20 protein-coding genes are annotated in these 18,020 nt (G+C 41.1%); 8 read left to right on the top strand and 12 right to left on the bottom strand.

Features of this window, described 5'->3' with window-relative positions; genetic code table 11:
• The first annotated feature begins 201 nt into the window (after positions 1-201).
• From FTU62_RS09035 to rodA, 6 genes are all read left to right on the top strand, one after another.
• Positions 202-1,842 carry a CTP synthase gene (locus FTU62_RS09035; protein ID WP_078188523.1) on the top strand — a complete coding sequence of 547 codons (1,641 nt, stop codon included), beginning with the start codon at positions 202-204 and terminating at the stop codon, positions 1,840-1,842.
• A gap of 31 nt (positions 1,843-1,873) precedes the next feature.
• On the top strand, positions 1,874-2,731 hold the full coding sequence (kdsA, locus tag FTU62_RS09030) for a 3-deoxy-8-phosphooctulonate synthase (protein WP_078188522.1): 858 nt from the start codon (positions 1,874-1,876) through the stop codon (positions 2,729-2,731).
• Positions 2,732-2,795: 64 nt separating this feature from the next.
• Positions 2,796-4,085, top strand: a complete 1,290-nt coding sequence (gene eno / locus FTU62_RS09025) for a phosphopyruvate hydratase (protein WP_111884957.1) — start codon at positions 2,796-2,798, stop codon at positions 4,083-4,085.
• Between the two features lie 16 nt (positions 4,086-4,101).
• Positions 4,102-4,494 (top strand): septum formation initiator family protein, encoded by a 393-nt coding sequence (locus FTU62_RS09020; protein WP_180102476.1) that lies wholly within the window; start codon positions 4,102-4,104, stop codon positions 4,492-4,494.
• A complete protein-coding gene (gene ispD / locus FTU62_RS09015; protein ID WP_180102475.1) occupies positions 4,457-5,182 on the top strand; it encodes a 2-C-methyl-D-erythritol 4-phosphate cytidylyltransferase in 726 nt (241 codons plus the stop codon). The genes FTU62_RS09020 and ispD overlap by 38 nt, the downstream gene beginning before the upstream one ends.
• Positions 5,183-5,267: 85 nt before the next feature.
• A complete protein-coding gene (rodA, locus tag FTU62_RS09010) occupies positions 5,268-6,404 on the top strand; it encodes a rod shape-determining protein RodA (RefSeq protein WP_111884954.1) in 1,137 nt (378 codons plus the stop codon).
• A 284-nt stretch (positions 6,405-6,688) separates the two neighbouring features.
• On the opposite strand, the gene FTU62_RS09005 is transcribed toward rodA, so the two are convergent.
• The 12 genes from FTU62_RS09005 to FTU62_RS08950 form a co-directional block, all read right to left on the bottom strand.
• A complete protein-coding gene (locus tag FTU62_RS09005) occupies positions 6,689-7,540 on the bottom strand; it encodes a hypothetical protein (protein WP_111884953.1) in 852 nt (283 codons plus the stop codon).
• Between the two features lie 26 nt (positions 7,541-7,566).
• Positions 7,567-8,055, bottom strand: a complete 489-nt coding sequence (locus FTU62_RS09000; protein ID WP_111884952.1) for a hypothetical protein — start codon at positions 8,053-8,055, stop codon at positions 7,567-7,569.
• Between the two features lie 212 nt (positions 8,056-8,267).
• Positions 8,268-8,570 carry a cyd operon YbgE family protein gene (locus FTU62_RS08995; protein ID WP_078188516.1) on the bottom strand — a complete coding sequence of 101 codons (303 nt, stop codon included), beginning with the start codon at positions 8,568-8,570 and terminating at the stop codon, positions 8,268-8,270.
• 3 nt (positions 8,571-8,573) lie between these two features.
• On the bottom strand, positions 8,574-8,675 hold the full coding sequence (gene cydX / locus FTU62_RS08990) for a cytochrome bd-I oxidase subunit CydX (RefSeq protein ID WP_002120988.1): 102 nt from the start codon (positions 8,673-8,675) through the stop codon (positions 8,574-8,576).
• Positions 8,676-8,699: 24 nt separating this feature from the next.
• A complete protein-coding gene (gene cydB, locus FTU62_RS08985; protein ID WP_180102474.1) occupies positions 8,700-9,845 on the bottom strand; it encodes a cytochrome d ubiquinol oxidase subunit II in 1,146 nt (381 codons plus the stop codon).
• A complete protein-coding gene (locus FTU62_RS08980) occupies positions 9,842-11,428 on the bottom strand; it encodes a cytochrome ubiquinol oxidase subunit I (RefSeq protein ID WP_078188514.1) in 1,587 nt (528 codons plus the stop codon). Before FTU62_RS08980 ends, cydB begins: the two co-directional genes overlap by 4 nt.
• Positions 11,428-11,619, bottom strand: a complete 192-nt coding sequence (gene cydP / locus FTU62_RS08975; RefSeq protein WP_078188513.1) for a cytochrome oxidase putative small subunit CydP — start codon at positions 11,617-11,619, stop codon at positions 11,428-11,430. The genes FTU62_RS08980 and cydP overlap by 1 nt, the downstream gene beginning before the upstream one ends.
• 522 nt (positions 11,620-12,141) lie before the next feature.
• Positions 12,142-13,221 carry a porin gene (locus FTU62_RS08970; protein WP_111884950.1) on the bottom strand — a complete coding sequence of 360 codons (1,080 nt, stop codon included), beginning with the start codon at positions 13,219-13,221 and terminating at the stop codon, positions 12,142-12,144.
• Positions 13,222-13,531: 310 nt separating this feature from the next.
• Positions 13,532-13,945, bottom strand: a complete 414-nt coding sequence (locus tag FTU62_RS08965) for an HIT family protein (protein WP_078188511.1) — start codon at positions 13,943-13,945, stop codon at positions 13,532-13,534.
• Positions 13,946-13,976: 31 nt separating this feature from the next.
• On the bottom strand, positions 13,977-14,246 hold the full coding sequence (locus tag FTU62_RS08960; RefSeq protein ID WP_078188510.1) for a YARHG domain-containing protein: 270 nt from the start codon (positions 14,244-14,246) through the stop codon (positions 13,977-13,979).
• Positions 14,247-14,334: 88 nt separating this feature from the next.
• Positions 14,335-15,207: an NAD(P)-dependent oxidoreductase gene (locus FTU62_RS08955; protein WP_180102473.1), complete on the bottom strand. Its 873-nt coding sequence runs from the start codon at positions 15,205-15,207 to the stop codon at positions 14,335-14,337.
• Positions 15,208-15,224: 17 nt separating this feature from the next.
• Positions 15,225-16,319: an alpha/beta fold hydrolase gene (locus tag FTU62_RS08950; protein ID WP_180102472.1), complete on the bottom strand. Its 1,095-nt coding sequence runs from the start codon at positions 16,317-16,319 to the stop codon at positions 15,225-15,227.
• Between the two features lie 142 nt (positions 16,320-16,461).
• Between FTU62_RS08950 and FTU62_RS08945 the strand changes: the two genes are divergently transcribed.
• A complete protein-coding gene (locus FTU62_RS08945) occupies positions 16,462-17,649 on the top strand; it encodes an O-succinylhomoserine sulfhydrylase (protein ID WP_180102471.1) in 1,188 nt (395 codons plus the stop codon).
• 32 nt (positions 17,650-17,681) lie between these two features.
• Positions 17,682-18,011, top strand: coding sequence for a YbaB/EbfC family nucleoid-associated protein (locus FTU62_RS08940; protein WP_078188506.1), 330 nt, complete (start codon positions 17,682-17,684; stop codon positions 18,009-18,011).
• Positions 18,012-18,020: the final 9 nt, after the last annotated feature.

The following is an 18,020-nucleotide window of genomic DNA, read 5'->3' as shown; positions in this document are numbered from 1 at the left end:
GGATAACTGCATTATAACAGCAAATAAGAATATAGAAATGATAAGAACTTACTCTAAATTTTTATGATAATTGCTGTTACAATAGCCAATTGTTAATTGTTCTATGAATTGATGCGGAATGACTTTGCTTTCTTGGTACAGAGTAAAGTAAAATCGCACAACATTGTAGGCCAATTTAGGCTCCATTGTACGAGAAACTTAATGACCCATTTTATTTTCGTTACTGGTGGTGTTGTATCATCACTAGGTAAAGGTATTTCAGCTGCATCAGTGGCTGCGCTTTTAGAAGCCCGTGGTTTAAAAGTAACCATGGTAAAAATGGATCCATACATTAATGTCGATCCAGGGACTATGAGTCCATTCCAACACGGTGAAGTTTTTGTCACAGAGGATGGTGCTGAAACTGACTTAGACTTGGGTTATTACGAACGTTTCTTGCGTCGTGCGAAAATGACCAAACTGAACAACTTTACTTCAGGACGAGTGTACCAAGATGTCTTGAATAAAGAACGTCGTGGTGATTACCTCGGTGGTACAGTTCAAGTTATTCCACATATTACTGACAATATTAAAGAACGTGTTCTTCGCGCAGGTGAAGGCTATGACGTTGCGATCGTTGAGATCGGCGGTACAGTAGGCGACATTGAATCTCTCCCATTCATGGAATCTGTACGTCAACTTATGGTCGAACTAGGTCATAAGCGCACAATGTTAATGCACTTAACTTTACTCCCATACATTAAGTCAGCTGCTGAATTAAAAACTAAACCAACTCAACACTCTGTAAAAGAGCTTTTGTCGATTGGTATTCAACCAGACATCCTGATCTGCCGTACAGAACATGATGTTGATGCTGACACTACACGTAAAATTGCGTTATTTACGAACGTTGAAGCACGCGCAGTTGTGGTATGTAAAGATGCGCGTTCAATTTACCAAATTCCACGTACTTTTTATGAACAAAACGTTGATGATTTAATCTGTGAACGTTTTGGTTATAACGATCTTCCAGAAGCTGACCTTACAGACTGGGATAACGTTGTAGATGCATTACTGAACCCTGAATATACAGTTCGTGTAGCGATGGTTGGTAAATACGTTGAACTTCCAGATGCATACAAATCTGTAAACGAAGCACTTTTACATGCGGGTATTCAAAACCGTGTGAAAGTTCAAATCGACTACGTCAATGCAGAAGAACTTGAAAGCCAAGATGTAAACGACGTATTAAAAGACGCGGATGCAATCTTAGTGCCGGGTGGCTTCGGTGAACGTGGTACAGAAGGCAAAATGAAAGCGATTCGTTTTGCACGTGAAAACGGTGTGCCATTCCTTGGTATCTGTTTAGGTATGCAGTTGGCTGTGATCGAATATGCGCGCAACGTTGCGGGTATTAGTGATGCAACTTCAACTGAATTTAACCGTTCTACAAAATCACCATTGATTGGTCTAATCACTGAATGGTTAGATGAGCGCGGCGAAGTTCAACAACGTAATGCAGATTCTGACTTAGGCGGCACAATGCGTCTTGGTGCTCAAAAATCTGAATTGGTTGCAGGAACAAAAACTGCACAAGTTTACGGTTCTGAAGAGATCGTTGAACGTCATCGTCACCGTTATGAAATGAACAACCGTTATATCCCAGTGCTTGAAGAAAAAGGCATGAAGATTTCAGGTTATTCTCCAGTACAGCGTCTTGTTGAAACTGTTGAAATTCCTGAACATCCTTGGTTTATTGCTGTACAATTCCATCCGGAATTTACAAGTTCACCACGTGATGGACACCCATTATTCGCAGGCTTTATTGATGCTGCTAAAAAGCAGTACCAAAAAGCGAAATAATGTGTTTTTGACTAAACCAGGAAGAGTTTAAATGTCACAATTAAAACCACAGGAAATTGTACGTTTAGGCGATATACAAATGGCAAATCATTTGCCATTTGTACTATTCGGCGGCATGAACGTACTTGAGTCAAAAGACCTTGCTTTTGAAATTGCTGAAACCTATGTGGATATCTGCAAACGCTTGGATATTCCGTATGTGTTTAAAGCAAGTTTTGATAAAGCCAATCGTTCAAGCTTGAACTCTTTCCGTGGCCCAGGCCTGGAAAAAGGAATCGAGTGGTTAGCTGACATTAAAAAACACTTTAATGTGCCGATTATTACTGATGTACATGAACCATACCAAGCTGCGCCTGTTGCTGAAGTTGCGGATATTATCCAACTTCCTGCATTTTTAAGCCGTCAAACTGACCTTGTTGAAGCGATGGCGAAAACTGATGCCATCATCAACATTAAAAAAGCACAGTTCCTCGCACCACACGAAATGCGTCATATTTTGCATAAGTGTTTGGAAGCAGGAAATGACAAACTGATTCTTTGTGAACGTGGTTCAGCATTTGGTTACAACAATTTAGTTGTAGACATGTTGGGCTTTGACATCATGAAAGAAATGAATGTCCCGGTGTTCTTTGATGTTACACATGCGCTTCAAACGCCGGGTGGTCGTGCGGATTCTGCTGGTGGTCGTCGTGCGCAAATCACGACACTGGCACGTGCAGGTATGGCGACTGGTTTAGCAGGTTTGTTCTTAGAAGCTCATCCAGATCCAGAAAATGCCAAATGTGACGGTCCATGTGCGCTACGCATGTCACAGTTGGAACCTTTCTTGGCACAGTTAAAAGAGCTCGATACCTTAGTTAAAGGTTTCGCAAAGTTAGACACACACTAATTCGATACACATTGATGCGTCACTTTTGACGCATCATTTTTATTAATCAACTGAGGAATTGTTCATGAGCCAAATCGTTGACATTCGTGCACGTGAAATTTTGGACTCTCGTGGTAACCCTACCATCGAAGCAGACGTAATCTTAGCCTCTGGCGTTGTAGGCCGTGCATGTGCACCATCTGGTGCTTCAACTGGTTCTCGTGAAGCTTTAGAACTTCGTGACGGCGACAAAGCTCGTTACTTAGGTAAAGGCGTTAAAACTGCGGTTAACAACGTTAACACAGTAATTCGTGATGCATTGTTGGGTAAATCAGTATTCGAACAAAAAGACATTGATAACACAATGATCGCGCTTGACGGTACTGAAAACAAAGAAAAATTAGGTGCGAACGCAACTTTAGCGGTATCGCTAGCTGCTGCACGCGCTGCTGCTGATGAAAAGAAAATTCCACTTTTCCAATACATCGCAGACCTTCGTAATAACAGCATTTTGACTATGCCTGTTCCAATGATGAACATCCTAAATGGTGGTTCACATGCAGACAACAACGTAGACATTCAAGAATTTATGATTGAGCCAGTTGGCTTCACTTCATTCTCTGAAGCTTTACGCGCTGGTGCTGAAATTTTCCATTCTTTAAAATCAGTTTTAAAGAAACAAGGTCTAAATACTGCAGTTGGTGATGAAGGTGGTTTTGCACCGAACCTTCGTTCTAACGAAGAAGCAATTACAGTAATTCTTGAAGCAATTGAAAAAACTGGCTACAAAGCAGGTTCTGATATTATGCTTGCGCTTGACTGTGCATCTTCAGAATTCTACAAAGATGGTCAATATATCCTTGCAGGTGAAGGCAATAAAGCATTCACAAGCAACCAATTTGCTGACTACCTTGCTGGTTTTGTAAAACAATACCCAATCATCTCAATTGAAGATGGTTTAGACGAGTCTGATTGGGAAGGTTGGTCTTACCTTACTTCAATCCTTGGCGACAAAATCCAATTGGTTGGTGATGACCTATTCGTTACGAATCCTAAGATTCTTCAACGTGGTATCAACGAAAAAGTGGGTAACTCTATTCTGATCAAGTACAACCAAATCGGTACGTTGACTGAAACTCTAGATGCAATCTACCTTGCAAAAGCAAATGGTTACACTACAGTAATTTCACACCGTTCTGGTGAAACTGAAGATTCAACTATTGCAGATCTTGCAGTGGGTACAGCAGCGGGTCAAATCAAAACTGGTTCACTTTGCCGTTCTGACCGTGTAGCGAAATATAACCAATTACTTCGTATTGAAGAATTGACTAATGCTGCATATCGCGGTAAAGCTGAGTTCAAAGGTTTGAACTAAGCAGATCATGCTATCTATGTTAAATGTATTTGACTCCAAAGCGAGTAAAGTATTGTTGGGCCTTGCGATCTTTTTGATCGCAGGGTTTCAATATTTGTACTGGTTCGGTGAAGGTGGTTATCATCAACATCAACAACTGAGTCAGAAAATACAACAACAAGTCGAACTCAATGATGAATTAAAAGAACGAAATCGCGTGCTTGCCGCTGAAGTATACGATTTAAAAAATGGCGTTGAAGCTATTGAAGAGCATGCTCGTCTAGATTTAGGTTTAATTAAACCGCATGAGACTTTCGTACAGATGAGTACGATCAGTACTCAGTACAAACCAATTTATATTGATCCAAATGCAAAAGTAGACCTACGTACCAATGAGTCAGAACCATCCGAACTTCCACCCGCACCTTAAATTGTGGGCTATTATTCCTGCTGCTGGTTCAGGAAGTCGATTTTCTAAAACTGAACTAAAACAATATCAAAACATTGCGGGTCTAACTGTGCTTGAACACACAGTTGCGCGTCTTAACCAATTGCCGTTGACAGGCTATGTGTTGGCAATAGGAGAGCAAGATAATGTTGCTCAGACCTTGGCACTAGCAAATCAAGATAAGGCACATTTTTGTTTAGGCGGAGCAGAGCGTGTGCATTCTGTGCTCAATGCATTGCAATATCTATCTGCGATTGCCAATGATGATGATTGGGTATTTGTTCATGATGCAGCACGACCATGTGTCTCACAATTGAGTTTAGAAGATTTAGTTCAATCGGCAGTCGATTCAGAGCTAAGTGCGATTCTCGCAATTCCCGTACGCGATACTTTAAAGCGAGTTGAAACGGCGCCACTTATATCAACAACGGTAGATCGTTCAACTTTATGGCAAGCGCAGACACCACAAATTGCCAAATTGGGTGTGCTTAAAAATGCCATTGAACAAGCGCTTGCCGCTGGTGCGACCATCACAGATGAGGCTAGTGCTTTAGAATTTATCGGTGAGCAAGTTAATGTCGTGCAAGGTCGTTCGGACAATATTAAAATTACCTATCCGGATGACTTGGAATTGGCACGTTTAATTTTAGCGTCTCAAGTGAATAGATGATTATTTCAAGGAATATTTAAGGGACAGTGATTTTTACTGTCGCTTTAATTTATAATTCCCGCATTCTTTTTAGATCTGTTTCGCAATGATCCCTTCTCAACAGTATCGTTTTTTACGTCAGTCATTACGCGATGGCCGCAGTATAAAACACGATTCTTCTCGATGGGCTAAACTTCATTTAGACCCGTGGTTACTTTGCTTCTTGGTACTCAATGCAATATTGGGGCTGATGGTTGTCTATAGTGCGACCGCGGAAGATTCTGGAATGGTACTACGCCAAGCCACAAGTTTTGGTGTGGGCTTTATTGTGATGTTGATCTGCGCGCAAATTCCACCCAAAGTTTACCAATCTATGAGTCCGTACTTATATGCCATCGGTATATTTTTACTGTTGTTGGTTCTGGTCATTGGTGAAAAAAGGATGGGGGCGAAACGCTGGATTAGCTTGCCAGGTATCGGCAGTATGCAGCCGAGTGAGTTTATGAAATTTGCCATGCCACTCATGATGGCGTGGTATTTTGCGCGAAAACCTTTTCCACCGAAATTTTTACAAATTGTCGGTGCGTTAATTTTATTATTGATTCCATTTGCATTGGTCGCTTTACAGCCCGACTTGAATATAGGTTTGATTATTCCAGGTATTTTTGTTTTATTTTTAAGTGGTATGTCTTGGCGTTTAATTGCAGCTGCTTTAACAGCCTTTGCAATTGCAGCACCTGTACTCTGGATGTTCTTTTTGCAGGAATATCAGAAAAAACGTGTACTGACCTTATTTGACCCTGAGTCTGACGCACTTGGTGCAGGTTGGAATATTATTCAGTCTAAAATTGCCATTGGATCAGGTGGTTTAATGGGTAAGGGGTATACCGAAGGGACGCAGTCGCACTTGGGCTATCTGCCAGAGCATCATACTGACTTTATCATGTCGACCTATGCTGAAGAGTTTGGCTTTATTGGTGTATTTCTTTTATTTAGTTTATTTACAGCAATTATTGTTCGCTGTTTGATTATTGGACTAAATTGCTTCCATAATTTTGGACGACTCTATGCAGGAGCGATAGGATTAACTTTCTTCTTTTTTGTATTTTTAAACTCGGGTATGGTCAGTGGGATTTTACCGGTAACAGGTGACCCTTTACCGCTCATGAGTTATGGTGGTACAGCCGTGATTGCAATGCTCGCAGGGATGGGGATTGTGATGTCTATTCATACGCATCGCTAAGCATTAATGTAAACGGAATAATCAAGCCGGACCAATGTCCGGCTTTTTTTATGCGCTGGACATACGGGAAAATGCTGTAGCAGAATGTATTGAGCAGTCCGTCAGGCCGTAAATCAATGTTTCTGTGCAGATGATTGGCAGGTCGAATGCCTTGGTTGTAGTTGTTTAAGCTATGGCGGACTGGCCGGCCAGCGCTCATAAGCGCCCGCAAGCATAATCTGTCAGTATCTGGGCTGGCGCCGGCTAAGCGGATAAAAACAGCCGGCTTCATGCCGGCTTTGGGTTTAGTTGAATAGCTGATTGATTTTTCTGGCTATTTCTTTGTTGTAAATTCGATAGTCGCTGATGGCATAGGGGCTGAACAGGGCATATTTGCAGCTGGTGCTGGAACCGTTTTTGGCGGCAGCGGTGCGACAGTTCAAGATGGAAAAGACCTTCGCGTCAGCCGATTTAAGCTCAAATGAGCTTAAGTAAATTTTTTCATTGGCAATATCCTGAGTAGTAACGGTATAGCCATTTTTTACTAGCACATTGCTGAGGCTGGAAATCGTGCGTTTGCTGCTGACTGTCAGCGCATCTTCATAGCCGAAGGTTTTAATCAGGGTTGCAGTGTTCAGCTGCTCGGCATTTTTAAATAATTCCGGCGCTGAGTTTTTGATAAAGAAGCCGAAGTCTTCTGTGCTGATATCGGCCGTAATAGGCTTGAAGGTCATGCGTACGCCATCACTCAGCCTGTCGTATGCGACGCGCATCTGTATATCTGCGCAGGAACTGGAATCGTTGGCGCTGCGGCGGTGATCAGCGCTGACCGTATTGCAGACTTTTATTTTAACCCGGTCTTGCGCCAGGCGCCGGAATTGCGCGTCATAAATATGGTGCACACTCCAGTAACGGTCTTGTTTTAACTGGTTGAAGAACGGGGCATTGCTGATCAGCCCTTTGTTTAAATCCAATTCATTATAAGCCGAGAGTGGTACTGTCAGGGAAAAACTGTTCAGTTCTGGGTTGAGCTGGATATGCTGGGTTTTAGGCCCGAAGCCGCCCAGCACATTTTGATAGAGGCTGCCGCGTTCCCCTGTGACTTGGCAGCCGGATAGCCCGGCTGCTGCGGCAAGAAACAATAATGTTTTTTGCATATTTTGATTTTTTCTATAGATAACGATTATTCGAAATTGAAGCTGACGTCAGAAGCCGTGTTTGGAGACGGATGCTGGAAAATACGCTCGTTCTGATGGTCAAAGTAAACTTTCCAGCTGTTTTTGATATTTTTGCACTGGAATAAGCCGTAGTATTTTTGCAGATTCGGCGTAGACAGCACCTCAGAGCCTTTATAAGGAATCAGCGGTGATGGATGGCTTTTAATTTGTACAAATTCACCGCCGTCACGCGCACAATAGGTGTTTGCGCGTTCCCACATAATGGTGCCTGCACCGTAAGATACGTTATTCATGGTGATGGTGCGCGGATTTTTATACTTGGCTTGGAAAAATTCCTGCACCGTCGGATACTGTTCAAAATCCTTATCTGTCAGCTGCCCCAAGGTATTCCATTTATCAATAGCTTTTGACAGCCATCCTTTTTTTGCTTCTTCTGCAGATGCGTAAGTACTGGCAATAATGCATGCTGTAGCTAAAAAGGTTTTAGTTTTCATTATATAACTCCAATTCAGGTGCAGAGCATGCTAAAGGCCATGCAGCGGCGATGCAACTTTGCGGGCGCTAATATGTATAATCAAATGTTAGAAAATGTTTAATTTTTAATAAAAATTTATAATATTTTGTTTTATTAATCTGCATTGAAAAATCAGCGCTTTAAGGCAAACATAAAAAAAGCCCTCAATTGAGGGCTTTATTTAGATATTAATTAATGTAGGAACCACGTGTAATAGCCCCACAACATTAGTGGCCAAGCGAGGAAGGGGCTAAAAAGCCATTTCCAGAACCAATGGTGTGGTGTAAAACCCACACCATGCACAAAACCACCTGAAATACCTATCATGATGAACATCAGCGCTCGATGGCTATATCCACCATTGTCATCCAGCATGGCAGCAGGATGTACAAGTAACACGGCTGCCAAAGGAAAAGCTAACAGGCAGGAAATGACCATTGCAAATTTATTTGGCTTCTTTTCTACAAGTGATTTTTCTACAGCAGCATCAGTCATTTGTTATTCCTCATCTAGATCTTGATGATGTTCGATGTAAAGCGCACTAAGTACACCTGCAAAACATGCCATCAAAATACCGAGAATCCAAGCAAAATACCACATCGTCTTTTCTCCTTAGACACAGCCTTAGTATAGGCTGTGTGAATTCTCTTCAATATGTTTGTTTGTGACCACACCCCACATCTTGTAGTAACACCAAGTTGTGTAGCACAGGATAATTGGGACAAAAATACACGCGGCAACTGTCATCACAGTCAGGGTGTTTTTACTTGATACCGCATCCCACATAGTCAAACTTACAGTTGGGTTGATGCTCGATGGCATAAGGAAAGGGAACAATGCAAAACCAGCAGTTAAGATTGAACCAATGACTGCCAAGCTTGAACCAAGGAAGCTAAAACCTGCTTTACCTTTACCTGCGGCAAGGATAATGATCAAAGCACCTAAAATTGCCATGATTGGCGCAATCATAGTAATAGGATAAATACTATAATTGTTCATCCAACCTGGATTGGCATTGGTGATCACTTCTTTAGCCAATGGGTTAGCAACGCCATTCGTGTCAAATGGTTGCACTAATGTGTAGCCTTGGATATTACCGAAGTATAACCATGCGCCTGCAAGTAAGAAGCAAACCAAGAATACGATACCCATAAGCTGAGTCGCTTTTGCTGAGCGAGCACGTAGGTCGCCGTCTGTACGAAGCATGAGCCATGCACCACCGTGTGCGCAAAGCATAGATAAACTCACGATACCGCAAACTAAAGCGAATGGGTTAAGCAGCGCAAAGAAGCTACCTGTATAAGTTGAGCGAACAGTTTCGTCCATAGTGAATGGAACACCAAGGAACATATTACCAAACGCAACACCAAATACGAGGGCAGGAACGGCACCACCAATTGCTAAACCCCAGTCCCAAGAATTACGCCACTTGGTATTTTCGAGTTTAGAACGGTAATCAAAACCGACTGGACGTAAGAAAAGGGCGAAGAGTACCAGTAACAGTGCCCAGTACATGCCTGAGAATGCAGTCGCATATACCATTGGCCATGCTGCAAACAGCGCACCACCGGCAGTAATAAACCAAACTTGGTTACCGTCCCAGTGTGGGGCAATTGTATTGATTGCCGCACGACGTTCTTCGTCTTTTTTACCTACGAATGGCATGATCGCCATTGAGCCCATATCGAAGCCATCGGTGAGGGCGAAGCCGATCAGTAGGACACCGACTAAAACCCACCAAATGATTTTGAGTAATTCATATTCGATCATGCTTGAGCCTCCTCATTTGCCTTTTTTGCAGCTTCAAGTTTCTCGAAGTGGTATTTACCAGTATGTAGAGAACTTGGGCCAAGGCGTGAGAATTTAATCATTAAGTACATTTCAATGATCAGCAGTACAGTGTAGAACGCTGCCAATGCAAGGATAGAACCCCATACATCACCTGTACTTAAGCTAGAAGCTGAAAGGTGTGTAGGTAGGACTTCACCAATGGTCCATGGTTGACGGCCCACTTCAGCAACATACCAACCTGTTTGCGCAGCAATCCAAGGGAGTGGAAGTGCAAACAAGGCAAATTTCAATAACCATGGTTTGTTTTCTGCATTACGTTTACCGACAGCAAAGGTAGCCAGTACGAACAGAAGGAGCATTAAGAAGCCAGAAGCAACCATTGCACGGAATGCCCAGAACAAGCTTGGAACATGTGGAATAGTGTCTTTTGCAGCAGCTTTGATTTGTTCGTCAGAAGCATCGACCACTTTGTCTGTGTATTTTTTCAGAAGCAAACCATAGCCCAAGTCTTTTTGAGACTCAGCAAATGCTGCTTTAAGTTCAGGAGATGTATCGCCTGCACGAAGTTGTTCTAATTGTGAGTAAGCCACCATACCGTTACGAATACGCGCTTCGTGTTGTACGATCAGGTCTTTAATACCTGTTACTTCTTTGTCAGTTGAACGTGTTGCGATAATCCCCATGACATAAGGAATTTTGATCGCGTAGTCAGTAGACATAGTTTCTTTATTTGGAATACCAAACAAAGTAAATGGCGCTGGAGCTGGGTGAGTGTCCCATTCAGCTTCAATCGCAGCAAGTTTAGTTTTTTGTACATCACCAATTTCATAACCAGATTCATCACCCAGTAAGATCACCGAAAGTGTAGAAGCTAAACCAAAGATTGCAGCGATAGCGAATGAACGACGAGCAAATGGCAAGTCACGTTTTTTTAATAAGTAGTAACTTGAAATGGCTAGTACGAAAATTGCGCCAGTCACATAGCCTGCAGATACGGTATGTACGAATTTAACCTGAGCTACAGGGTTGAAAATCAGTGCACCGAAGTCCACCATTTCCATACGCATAGTTTCATAGTTAAAAGCGGAACCGACTGGGTTTTGCATCCAACCATTGGCTACTAAAATCCATAGTGCAGACATGTTCGAGCCAAGTGCAACTAACCAAGTGACTGCCAAATGCTGAACTTTAGATAGGCGATCCCAGCCGAAGAAGAATAAACCAATAAATGTTGATTCAAGGAAGAATGCCATCAGACCTTCAATGGCTAATGGTGCACCGAAAATATCACCGACATAGTGTGAGTAATACGCCCAGTTAGTACCGAACTGAAACTCCATGGTCAAACCAGTAGTAACACCTAATGCGAAGTTAATACCGAAGAGTTTTCCCCAGAATTTAGTCATGTCTTTATAAATTTCTTTGCCAGAAATCACATAAGTGGTTTCCATGATGGCAAGAATAAAAGCCAGACCTAAAGTCAGTGGAACAAAAATAAAGTGATACATCGCGGTCATTGCAAATTGGAACCGCGAAAGATCGACCACGCTTTCAGAAATCATCAACGTGTCTCCTTGATTTGGGAAGGACTGCCAGCAATATGCTCGGCAACTTGATTGTCAAAGTTTTTAGGGATAGTAGGGGCGTCGAACCAGATGTTCTTAATGATCATTAAAATAATCACTTTAATTATTAGTATTGCGGTTATTTCTCTGACCACACGACGATTTAAATCTTTGAATTTTAAGCTCATGGAGATAAGCCTATTCTTTAAACTTGTACTATATTATTAACAAATATATACAAAAAGCAAATAGGTTGAACAGTTAAAATAAAAATATATTATTAAGTAATTTAAATACAATTACTTATAGTGTTTAATAGTTAAAAAATAAACTAATTTTTTTATTTTAAATACTTGACTAAAACACTTGTGTTTAATTATTTTAAATCCGACTAAAACGCTTATATTTATATTTTAAATTCTGACTAATTTACTACATTTACTAAAAGTTACATTATTGATAATGAGAATCCTTATTGAGTGAATAAGATTTTTATTCGTTATGTTTAAGTTTTGCTAAAAAAATGGGCTATTCATGTAGTGCTGTTAAACGATCTCTATATGGTTAATGTTAAAGAGGTTGGACTAAGTTTTTTAAATACTTTTTAAATATTTGATACATGATGAACTTAGCTTATTTTAGTCTTGGGACACTATATTTGAGTAAAAAAAGACATACCGGAGTATGTCTTTTGGGGGAGATATTGCAGCTTAGAAGTCGTAACGCAGACCAAGAGAAAGTGCAGTTGCATTTTCATCACCGATCCCTGCGATACCGTTACCGAAGCTACGACCTTCTTTCCAAGGGTTAAGTTTAGAGTTTTTGTCGTTAAGCACAGTTGCTAGGTTGCCGTATACGCGTAAAGTGCTATCCAACTTATGTTCTACACCCACACCGATCAAGCTTGCATTAGCATCATCAGCATCTACGTCACGGTAGAAGTATTCACCGCGTACTGAGGTTTTAGGCGTTACTTTATATTCACCAGCAACACCGAAAACTTGAGCATCTGGGTTGGCTGTATCGTTGTCGTGTTTAGCAATTTGGTATAAAGCACCCAAGTTAAATTCTTCAGTTAACTTATATGCACCGGCAATACGGAATGCATCTCGACTTGCGCCACCTGCTGCGTTTGCTGCATTTTCATCATACTTTTCGTATGCTGCTGCAAAATCAATTGGACCTTCTTTATAAGTTAGAGCAAGGTCATAGGCTTTGTTGTCATCTTTACCTTCGCCATCTGCTTCACGGTCAATTTGTGTACCTGAATGCATCGACATTGCAGCTAATACATTGAAGCCACCGCCAAATTTTGGCGATTTATATTCAATGGTGTTTTCATTACGCTCATCAAATTTTAAGTTGCCTACACGTGTTACGTTACGAACGTCACCAACCATGTCGCCGAAGAAGTTCACAGGGCTACGTGCGACTTTAAATGGGCTGTCAAAACGACCTACACGTGCTTGACCATAAGTTGAACTTTTTAAACCCACGAAGGTGTCACGTGTTGAAAAATCTACACCTTTGCTGTCTTGGCTACCGCTTGCAAAGTTTACTTCTTGCTCAATTTGAGCGAATACGTTGAGGTCATCATTAATTTTTTGATCTACTTTGAAGCCTAAGCGTGAAGCGTTAGAAGAAAGACCAACTTCGTTGTAATCTTTACCATCATCTAGATAGTCAAGAGAGACATGTGCACGGCCATAAATTTTTACATCTGCAGCAGACGCCATCATTGGTGTAAGAATTGTTGCCCCGATTGCTAATGCACATAGAGTTTTTTTCATTTGAAGCTCCAGAAGACTTTTCCAGTCATATCAATATGTTTTATCAGTAGCTTGGCTAGAAGTAATTTCGCTATCTAATGGCGCTAAGTATTCATTACAATTAAGACAGTTCTATTAAGGAAATATTTCAAAACGGTGAAAGGTGATTTTTGGTTTAAATTGCTTTTATACTTATAAAAATTAATATTTATTAAATGCTTAGAGTTGTATTGAACAGTAAATTTTGCAGCTAAAAGTTCTTGGGATAATATTCGAGACATAAAAAATGGAGCCGAAGCTCCATTGATCATCACTTTAAATTCAATTGAACTTAAAGTGCTGCTTTGATTTTTTCGCCAATGGCTTTGATTTTTTCCATATCGCCCATTTGTGCGGCATGTTTACCTAGTTCATGCACTGAAGTCGGAATCAGGTGGAAATGCACATGCGGAACAGTTTGACCCGCAGCAGCGCCAGACAACTGCATCAATACGATACCTTTCACGTCTAAGGCTTTTTCCATTGCTTTCGCAACTTTTTGAGCTACCTGAATGGTATAAGCAGCCGCTTCTGGATCTAAATCAAGCAGCGTAATAGCAGGGGTTTTAGGAATTACGAGCGTATGACCTTCGGCCTGTGGCATGACATCCATAAAAGCGAGTACTTGATCATCTTCATAGACTTTAAACGCAGGAAGTTCTCCACGTAAAATCCGAGCAAAAATATTTTGATCATCATAAGTCATTGCTAAATTCCTTGTGCGAATTGAATCGTAATTATTTACAATTCAATTCTTTCTGACGATCTTTGATCGCGTCAAGTCGTTGTTGCTCTTTTTCTGAAAATTTAGGCTTAGTTGTGTAGCAATTGTCATTGCCAAACTTCGCTTTAGCATCAGGATCTTTAAAGCAGAAACCTTTCGATGCATAAATCACGTCATGGTCATTTTTCAACTTTTGGCATTCTTGCTCAGATGCTAAAACAGCAGTAGAAGCCCCGATTAAAGTTACAGCACCTAGCAAAGTTGCGAGAGTAAATTTGTTCATGCGAGTTTCCTCTGTCATTTGTAACAATGTGTGTTATGACACTAGAGTACAATATGATGGTTATTTATCGTTATTCAATGGCGAGTTATTACTCAATTGTAATTTTACTCCATTTTTCATACATAATCATAGCGCTTGAAAAATCACTGTTTTCTTCAGCTTGATCGCTTGCTGCTTGGATTAAATTTTGCGTCAAAGAGAGCACAGGGGCTGAAAGTTTTGCTTGTCGTACCAGATCAACAGCAATTCCCGTATCTTTTGCAAGTAATGGAAGTGCAAAGGTTAATGGGAAGCTACGATTCAGTACGCGCTGCGGTAAAACTGTTTCAGTCACATTACTTTTACCGCTCGACGCATTAATACAATCGAGTGCTTCATGTAAGTCCACGCCATGCGCTTTTAAGGTGGTGAATCCTTCAGCAACTGCACAAAGATTTACAGCCATTAACATGTTGTTTACAGCTTTAACGGCAAAACCCGCACCCGGTTCACCCACATGTTTAATCAGTTTGCCAAATGTTTGGATCGCAGGTAATGCACGTTCAAAGGCTGCTGCGTCACCACCAATCATGACGGTTAATGTTCCCGTTTCAGCGCCAATGGTTTGTCCACTCACAGGGGCATCTAAGAATGCAACATTTTGCTGCTTTAAGGCAGCAGCGAGTTTTTTTGCAGATTCTGGCACACCGCTGGTACAGTCGACCCAAATCGAGCCTGATTTCAGCGTCACATTCGCAATTAAATTTTCAACATCTTGGCTGATGGGTAGGCATGAAAAAATAATGTCCGCTTGTATTGCTTGCTCTAATGCAACCGCTTGCGTACCAAATTCAGCAGCATGTTGCTCTGCCTTGGTAAAGTTTCGATTCCAGACATAAACCGTGTCGAACTGTTTTGGTAGGTGCGCTGCCATACGGTAACCCATTGCGCCCAATCCGATAAATGCAACTGACTGAATCATCTTTACCCTCTAAATTTTTATTTCAATAAACTGGATCTTTGTGTAAGCCACTGGGTCAAAGTTGGCCAAAATTGATTGGCACTTTTTTGACTCGACATCAGGCCGAGGTGACCACCGGGAATGAGAGTAAACGTGACATCTTGACTACTTGTCAATTCGCCTAAAGGACTTGCTGCATCAGCAGTAACGATTTGATCGGTAGAACCCGCGCCAATCAACAAAGAGCAGTGGATATTTTTTAATTTAATAACTTTATCTTTCAATTGTATAATGCCGTTTTTAAGTGGATTTTGTAGCCAAACATTGAACACCATGTCTTGGCTAATACCACCCGGATAGTCAATCATGTGATTGAGAAAATCGCCCATGGTTGCATGTTCATACAGGTCATGTAGATTGTCTAAGTTAGATAAAAATTGTTTTTGGCTTTTGAACCAACCCATTGGATCAACGATTTTAAATCCAATCGCATTGAGTACGCCCGGTGTATGGATAAAATGTTTAGGAATTTTCCCAGTGTAGACCGTATCTTGTAAATTCTTACTACGTGAAAGCAAGCGATTAGTTTTTTGAAATAACTTTCCGATACGACCTGAGGCATAGCTATCAATCGGTGCGCCCATCACCATTAGATTTTTAACATGTTCAGGTTGATGTAATGCGGTATACAGCGTGACAAAGACTCCAGCCATACTCCAACCGTGTAGCGAGATGTATCGACTATCTGCATGTTTACAAATTTGATCAATACAATGTGGAATCACATCATCAATAAACGATAGAAAATTTAAGAAACGATCTTGATAGTTTAATTTTCCCCATTCCAACAAATAGACATCAAATCCACTATGTTGAAAATGTTTCACCAATGAGCGATATGGATACAAATCATAAATCGCCATATTGATGGCCAGTGGAGCAACAAACACTAAGGGTTCTTTGTATTTACGATCAGGCGAAGCGTAATACCGAACTTTTGCATGTTTATATTCAGTAATTACTTCATAGGGTGTCGATTGAGAAAGGACCAACGATTTTGCATTAAACACACGTGTAGACAGGTGTTTAATTTTCTTTTGCTGCGCCAGAAATTTCTGTTTGAAAGGGTGCATAACTGTCAATTGCCTAAGTCCTTGTAGGATTGGTCGAAGTCTAAGCGATAATTTCGTATTTTACCTTGACCTTAAATAGCTTAGACGCTCAAAATATTGGCAATTCTTCACAAAGGCAGTCCTTCGCGACTGAGTAATACAGATGAGCCAACAAGACGACATCGAATACCAATTAGAGACTTTAGCGATTCGTACAGGTCATATTCGTACTTTTGAGGGTGAACATAGCGAGCCAATTTTCCTGACTTCATCATTTGTTTGTGAAAGTGCAGCAGATGCCGCAGCAAAATTTTCAGGTCAAATTGAAGGCAATACCTATTCACGTTATACCAATCCAACTGTACAAGCTTTCGAAAAACGTTTAGCTGTTTTGGATGGTGCTGAAGCCGCTGTTGCGACAAGTTCAGGTATGGCGGGCGTACACGCGATCACTTTGGCATATTTGAAAGCTGGCGATCATGTGGTGTGTTCACGTGCTGTCTTTGGTTCGATCATTTCTCTGTTTGAAAAATATGTCATCAAATTTGGCGTTGACGTTACTTTTGTTGATTTGGAAGATTTAGATGCTTGGAAACAAGCGATTCGTCCAACGACACGCCTCTTGTTTATTGAAACACCGTCAAACCCATCAGCTCAAGTAGGGGATTTACAAGCCATTGCTGATATTGCACATGCGCATGGGGCATTATTTGCAGTCGATAATACTTTCTGTACACCGGTGTTACAGCAACCGATTAAATTCGGTGCGGACCTCGTGATCTACTCATCAACAAAATATATTGATGGTCAAGGTCGTGCGCTCGGTGGTGCTGTTGTAGGTAGTGCAAAATTGATGGAAGAGATTACAGGTGTTATTCGTACACTGGGTAACTCGATGAGTCCATTCAACGCATGGATCTTCCTGAAAGGCCTAGAAACTTTAAGCTTACGTATGAAAGCCCACTGTGCAAGTGCTCAAACTTTAGCTGAATGGTTAGATGCACACCCGAAAGTTGAAAAAGTGTACTATGCTGGACTTCCAAATCACGAAGGTCATGAGTTGGCGAAAAAGCAACAAAAAGGCTTTGGCGGTGTCGTATCGTTTGTTGCGAAAGGCGAACGTGAAGGTGCTTGGACCGTGATTGATAATACCAAGTTCCTTTCTATTACAAGTAACTTGGGTGATGTAAAATCAACAATTACTCATCCTGCAACCACTTCTCATGGCAGAATGTCAGCAGAAGCGAAAAAAGCAGCAGGGATTAGCGAAGGTTTAATTCGTGTATCTGTTGGTTTAGAAGATATTAATGATATTATTCGCGATCTTTCACGCGGTTTAGATCTTATCTAAAGTGAATTCATCAGTTTTGTTCGGAGATTTTTATGAACATTAATATGCTCATGCAGCAAGCTCAACGCATGCAAAAAGAAGTTGAGAGCAACATAAAAAAAGCTAAGGAAGAGCTTGCACAAGTTGAAGTTCACGCTGAAGCAGGTGGTGGTCTGGTTAAAGTTACTATGACTGCACGTCATGTAGTGAAACGTATCGAAATCAATCCTGAACTACTTCAAGATGATGCAGATATGATTGAAGACTTAATTGCAGCAGCAATGAATGATGCATCACGTCAAGCTGAAGTGATTTCAGAAGAAAAACTGAAATCTGCAAACTCTGGTATGGGTCTTCCACCAGGCCTTTCAGGTTTATTCTAAGGAATACGT

This window comes from Acinetobacter sp. YH12126 (assembly GCF_013418745.1).
Lineage (GTDB): Bacteria > Pseudomonadota > Gammaproteobacteria > Pseudomonadales > Moraxellaceae > Acinetobacter > Acinetobacter amyesii.
This window is presented reverse-complemented; position numbering and strand designations above follow the sequence as displayed.

Bases quoted from the DNA above. Each gene is read 5' to 3' on its own strand.
- FTU62_RS08945 (WP_180102471.1), top strand. From the start codon at position 16,462: ATGAGCCAACAAGACGACATCGAATACCAATTAGAGACTTTAGCGATT.
- kdsA (WP_078188522.1), top strand. From the start codon at position 1,874: ATGTCACAATTAAAACCACAGGAAATTGTACGTTTAGGCGATATACAA.
- FTU62_RS08950 (WP_180102472.1), bottom strand. From the start codon at position 16,319: ATGCACCCTTTCAAACAGAAATTTCTGGCGCAGCAAAAGAAAATTAAA.
- cydP (WP_078188513.1), bottom strand. From the start codon at position 11,619: ATGAGCTTAAAATTCAAAGATTTAAATCGTCGTGTGGTCAGAGAAATA.
- FTU62_RS09035 (WP_078188523.1), top strand. From the start codon at position 202: ATGACCCATTTTATTTTCGTTACTGGTGGTGTTGTATCATCACTAGGT.
- FTU62_RS09020 (WP_180102476.1), top strand. From the start codon at position 4,102: ATGTTAAATGTATTTGACTCCAAAGCGAGTAAAGTATTGTTGGGCCTT.
- rodA (WP_111884954.1), top strand. From the start codon at position 5,268: ATGATCCCTTCTCAACAGTATCGTTTTTTACGTCAGTCATTACGCGAT.
- FTU62_RS08965 (WP_078188511.1), bottom strand. From the start codon at position 13,945: ATGACTTATGATGATCAAAATATTTTTGCTCGGATTTTACGTGGAGAA.
- FTU62_RS08955 (WP_180102473.1), bottom strand. From the start codon at position 15,207: ATGATTCAGTCAGTTGCATTTATCGGATTGGGCGCAATGGGTTACCGT.
- FTU62_RS09005 (WP_111884953.1), bottom strand. From the start codon at position 7,540: ATGCAAAAAACATTATTGTTTCTTGCCGCAGCAGCCGGGCTATCCGGC.
- FTU62_RS08940 (WP_078188506.1), top strand. From the start codon at position 17,682: ATGAACATTAATATGCTCATGCAGCAAGCTCAACGCATGCAAAAAGAA.
- FTU62_RS09000 (WP_111884952.1), bottom strand. From the start codon at position 8,055: ATGAAAACTAAAACCTTTTTAGCTACAGCATGCATTATTGCCAGTACT.
- cydX (WP_002120988.1), bottom strand. From the start codon at position 8,675: ATGTGGTATTTTGCTTGGATTCTCGGTATTTTGATGGCATGTTTTGCA.
- FTU62_RS08995 (WP_078188516.1), bottom strand. From the start codon at position 8,570: ATGACTGATGCTGCTGTAGAAAAATCACTTGTAGAAAAGAAGCCAAAT.
- ispD (WP_180102475.1), top strand. From the start codon at position 4,457: ATGAGTCAGAACCATCCGAACTTCCACCCGCACCTTAAATTGTGGGCT.
- cydB (WP_180102474.1), bottom strand. From the start codon at position 9,845: ATGATCGAATATGAATTACTCAAAATCATTTGGTGGGTTTTAGTCGGT.
- FTU62_RS08970 (WP_111884950.1), bottom strand. From the start codon at position 13,221: ATGAAAAAAACTCTATGTGCATTAGCAATCGGGGCAACAATTCTTACA.
- eno (WP_111884957.1), top strand. From the start codon at position 2,796: ATGAGCCAAATCGTTGACATTCGTGCACGTGAAATTTTGGACTCTCGT.
- FTU62_RS08960 (WP_078188510.1), bottom strand. From the start codon at position 14,246: ATGAACAAATTTACTCTCGCAACTTTGCTAGGTGCTGTAACTTTAATC.
- FTU62_RS08980 (WP_078188514.1), bottom strand. From the start codon at position 11,428: ATGATTTCTGAAAGCGTGGTCGATCTTTCGCGGTTCCAATTTGCAATG.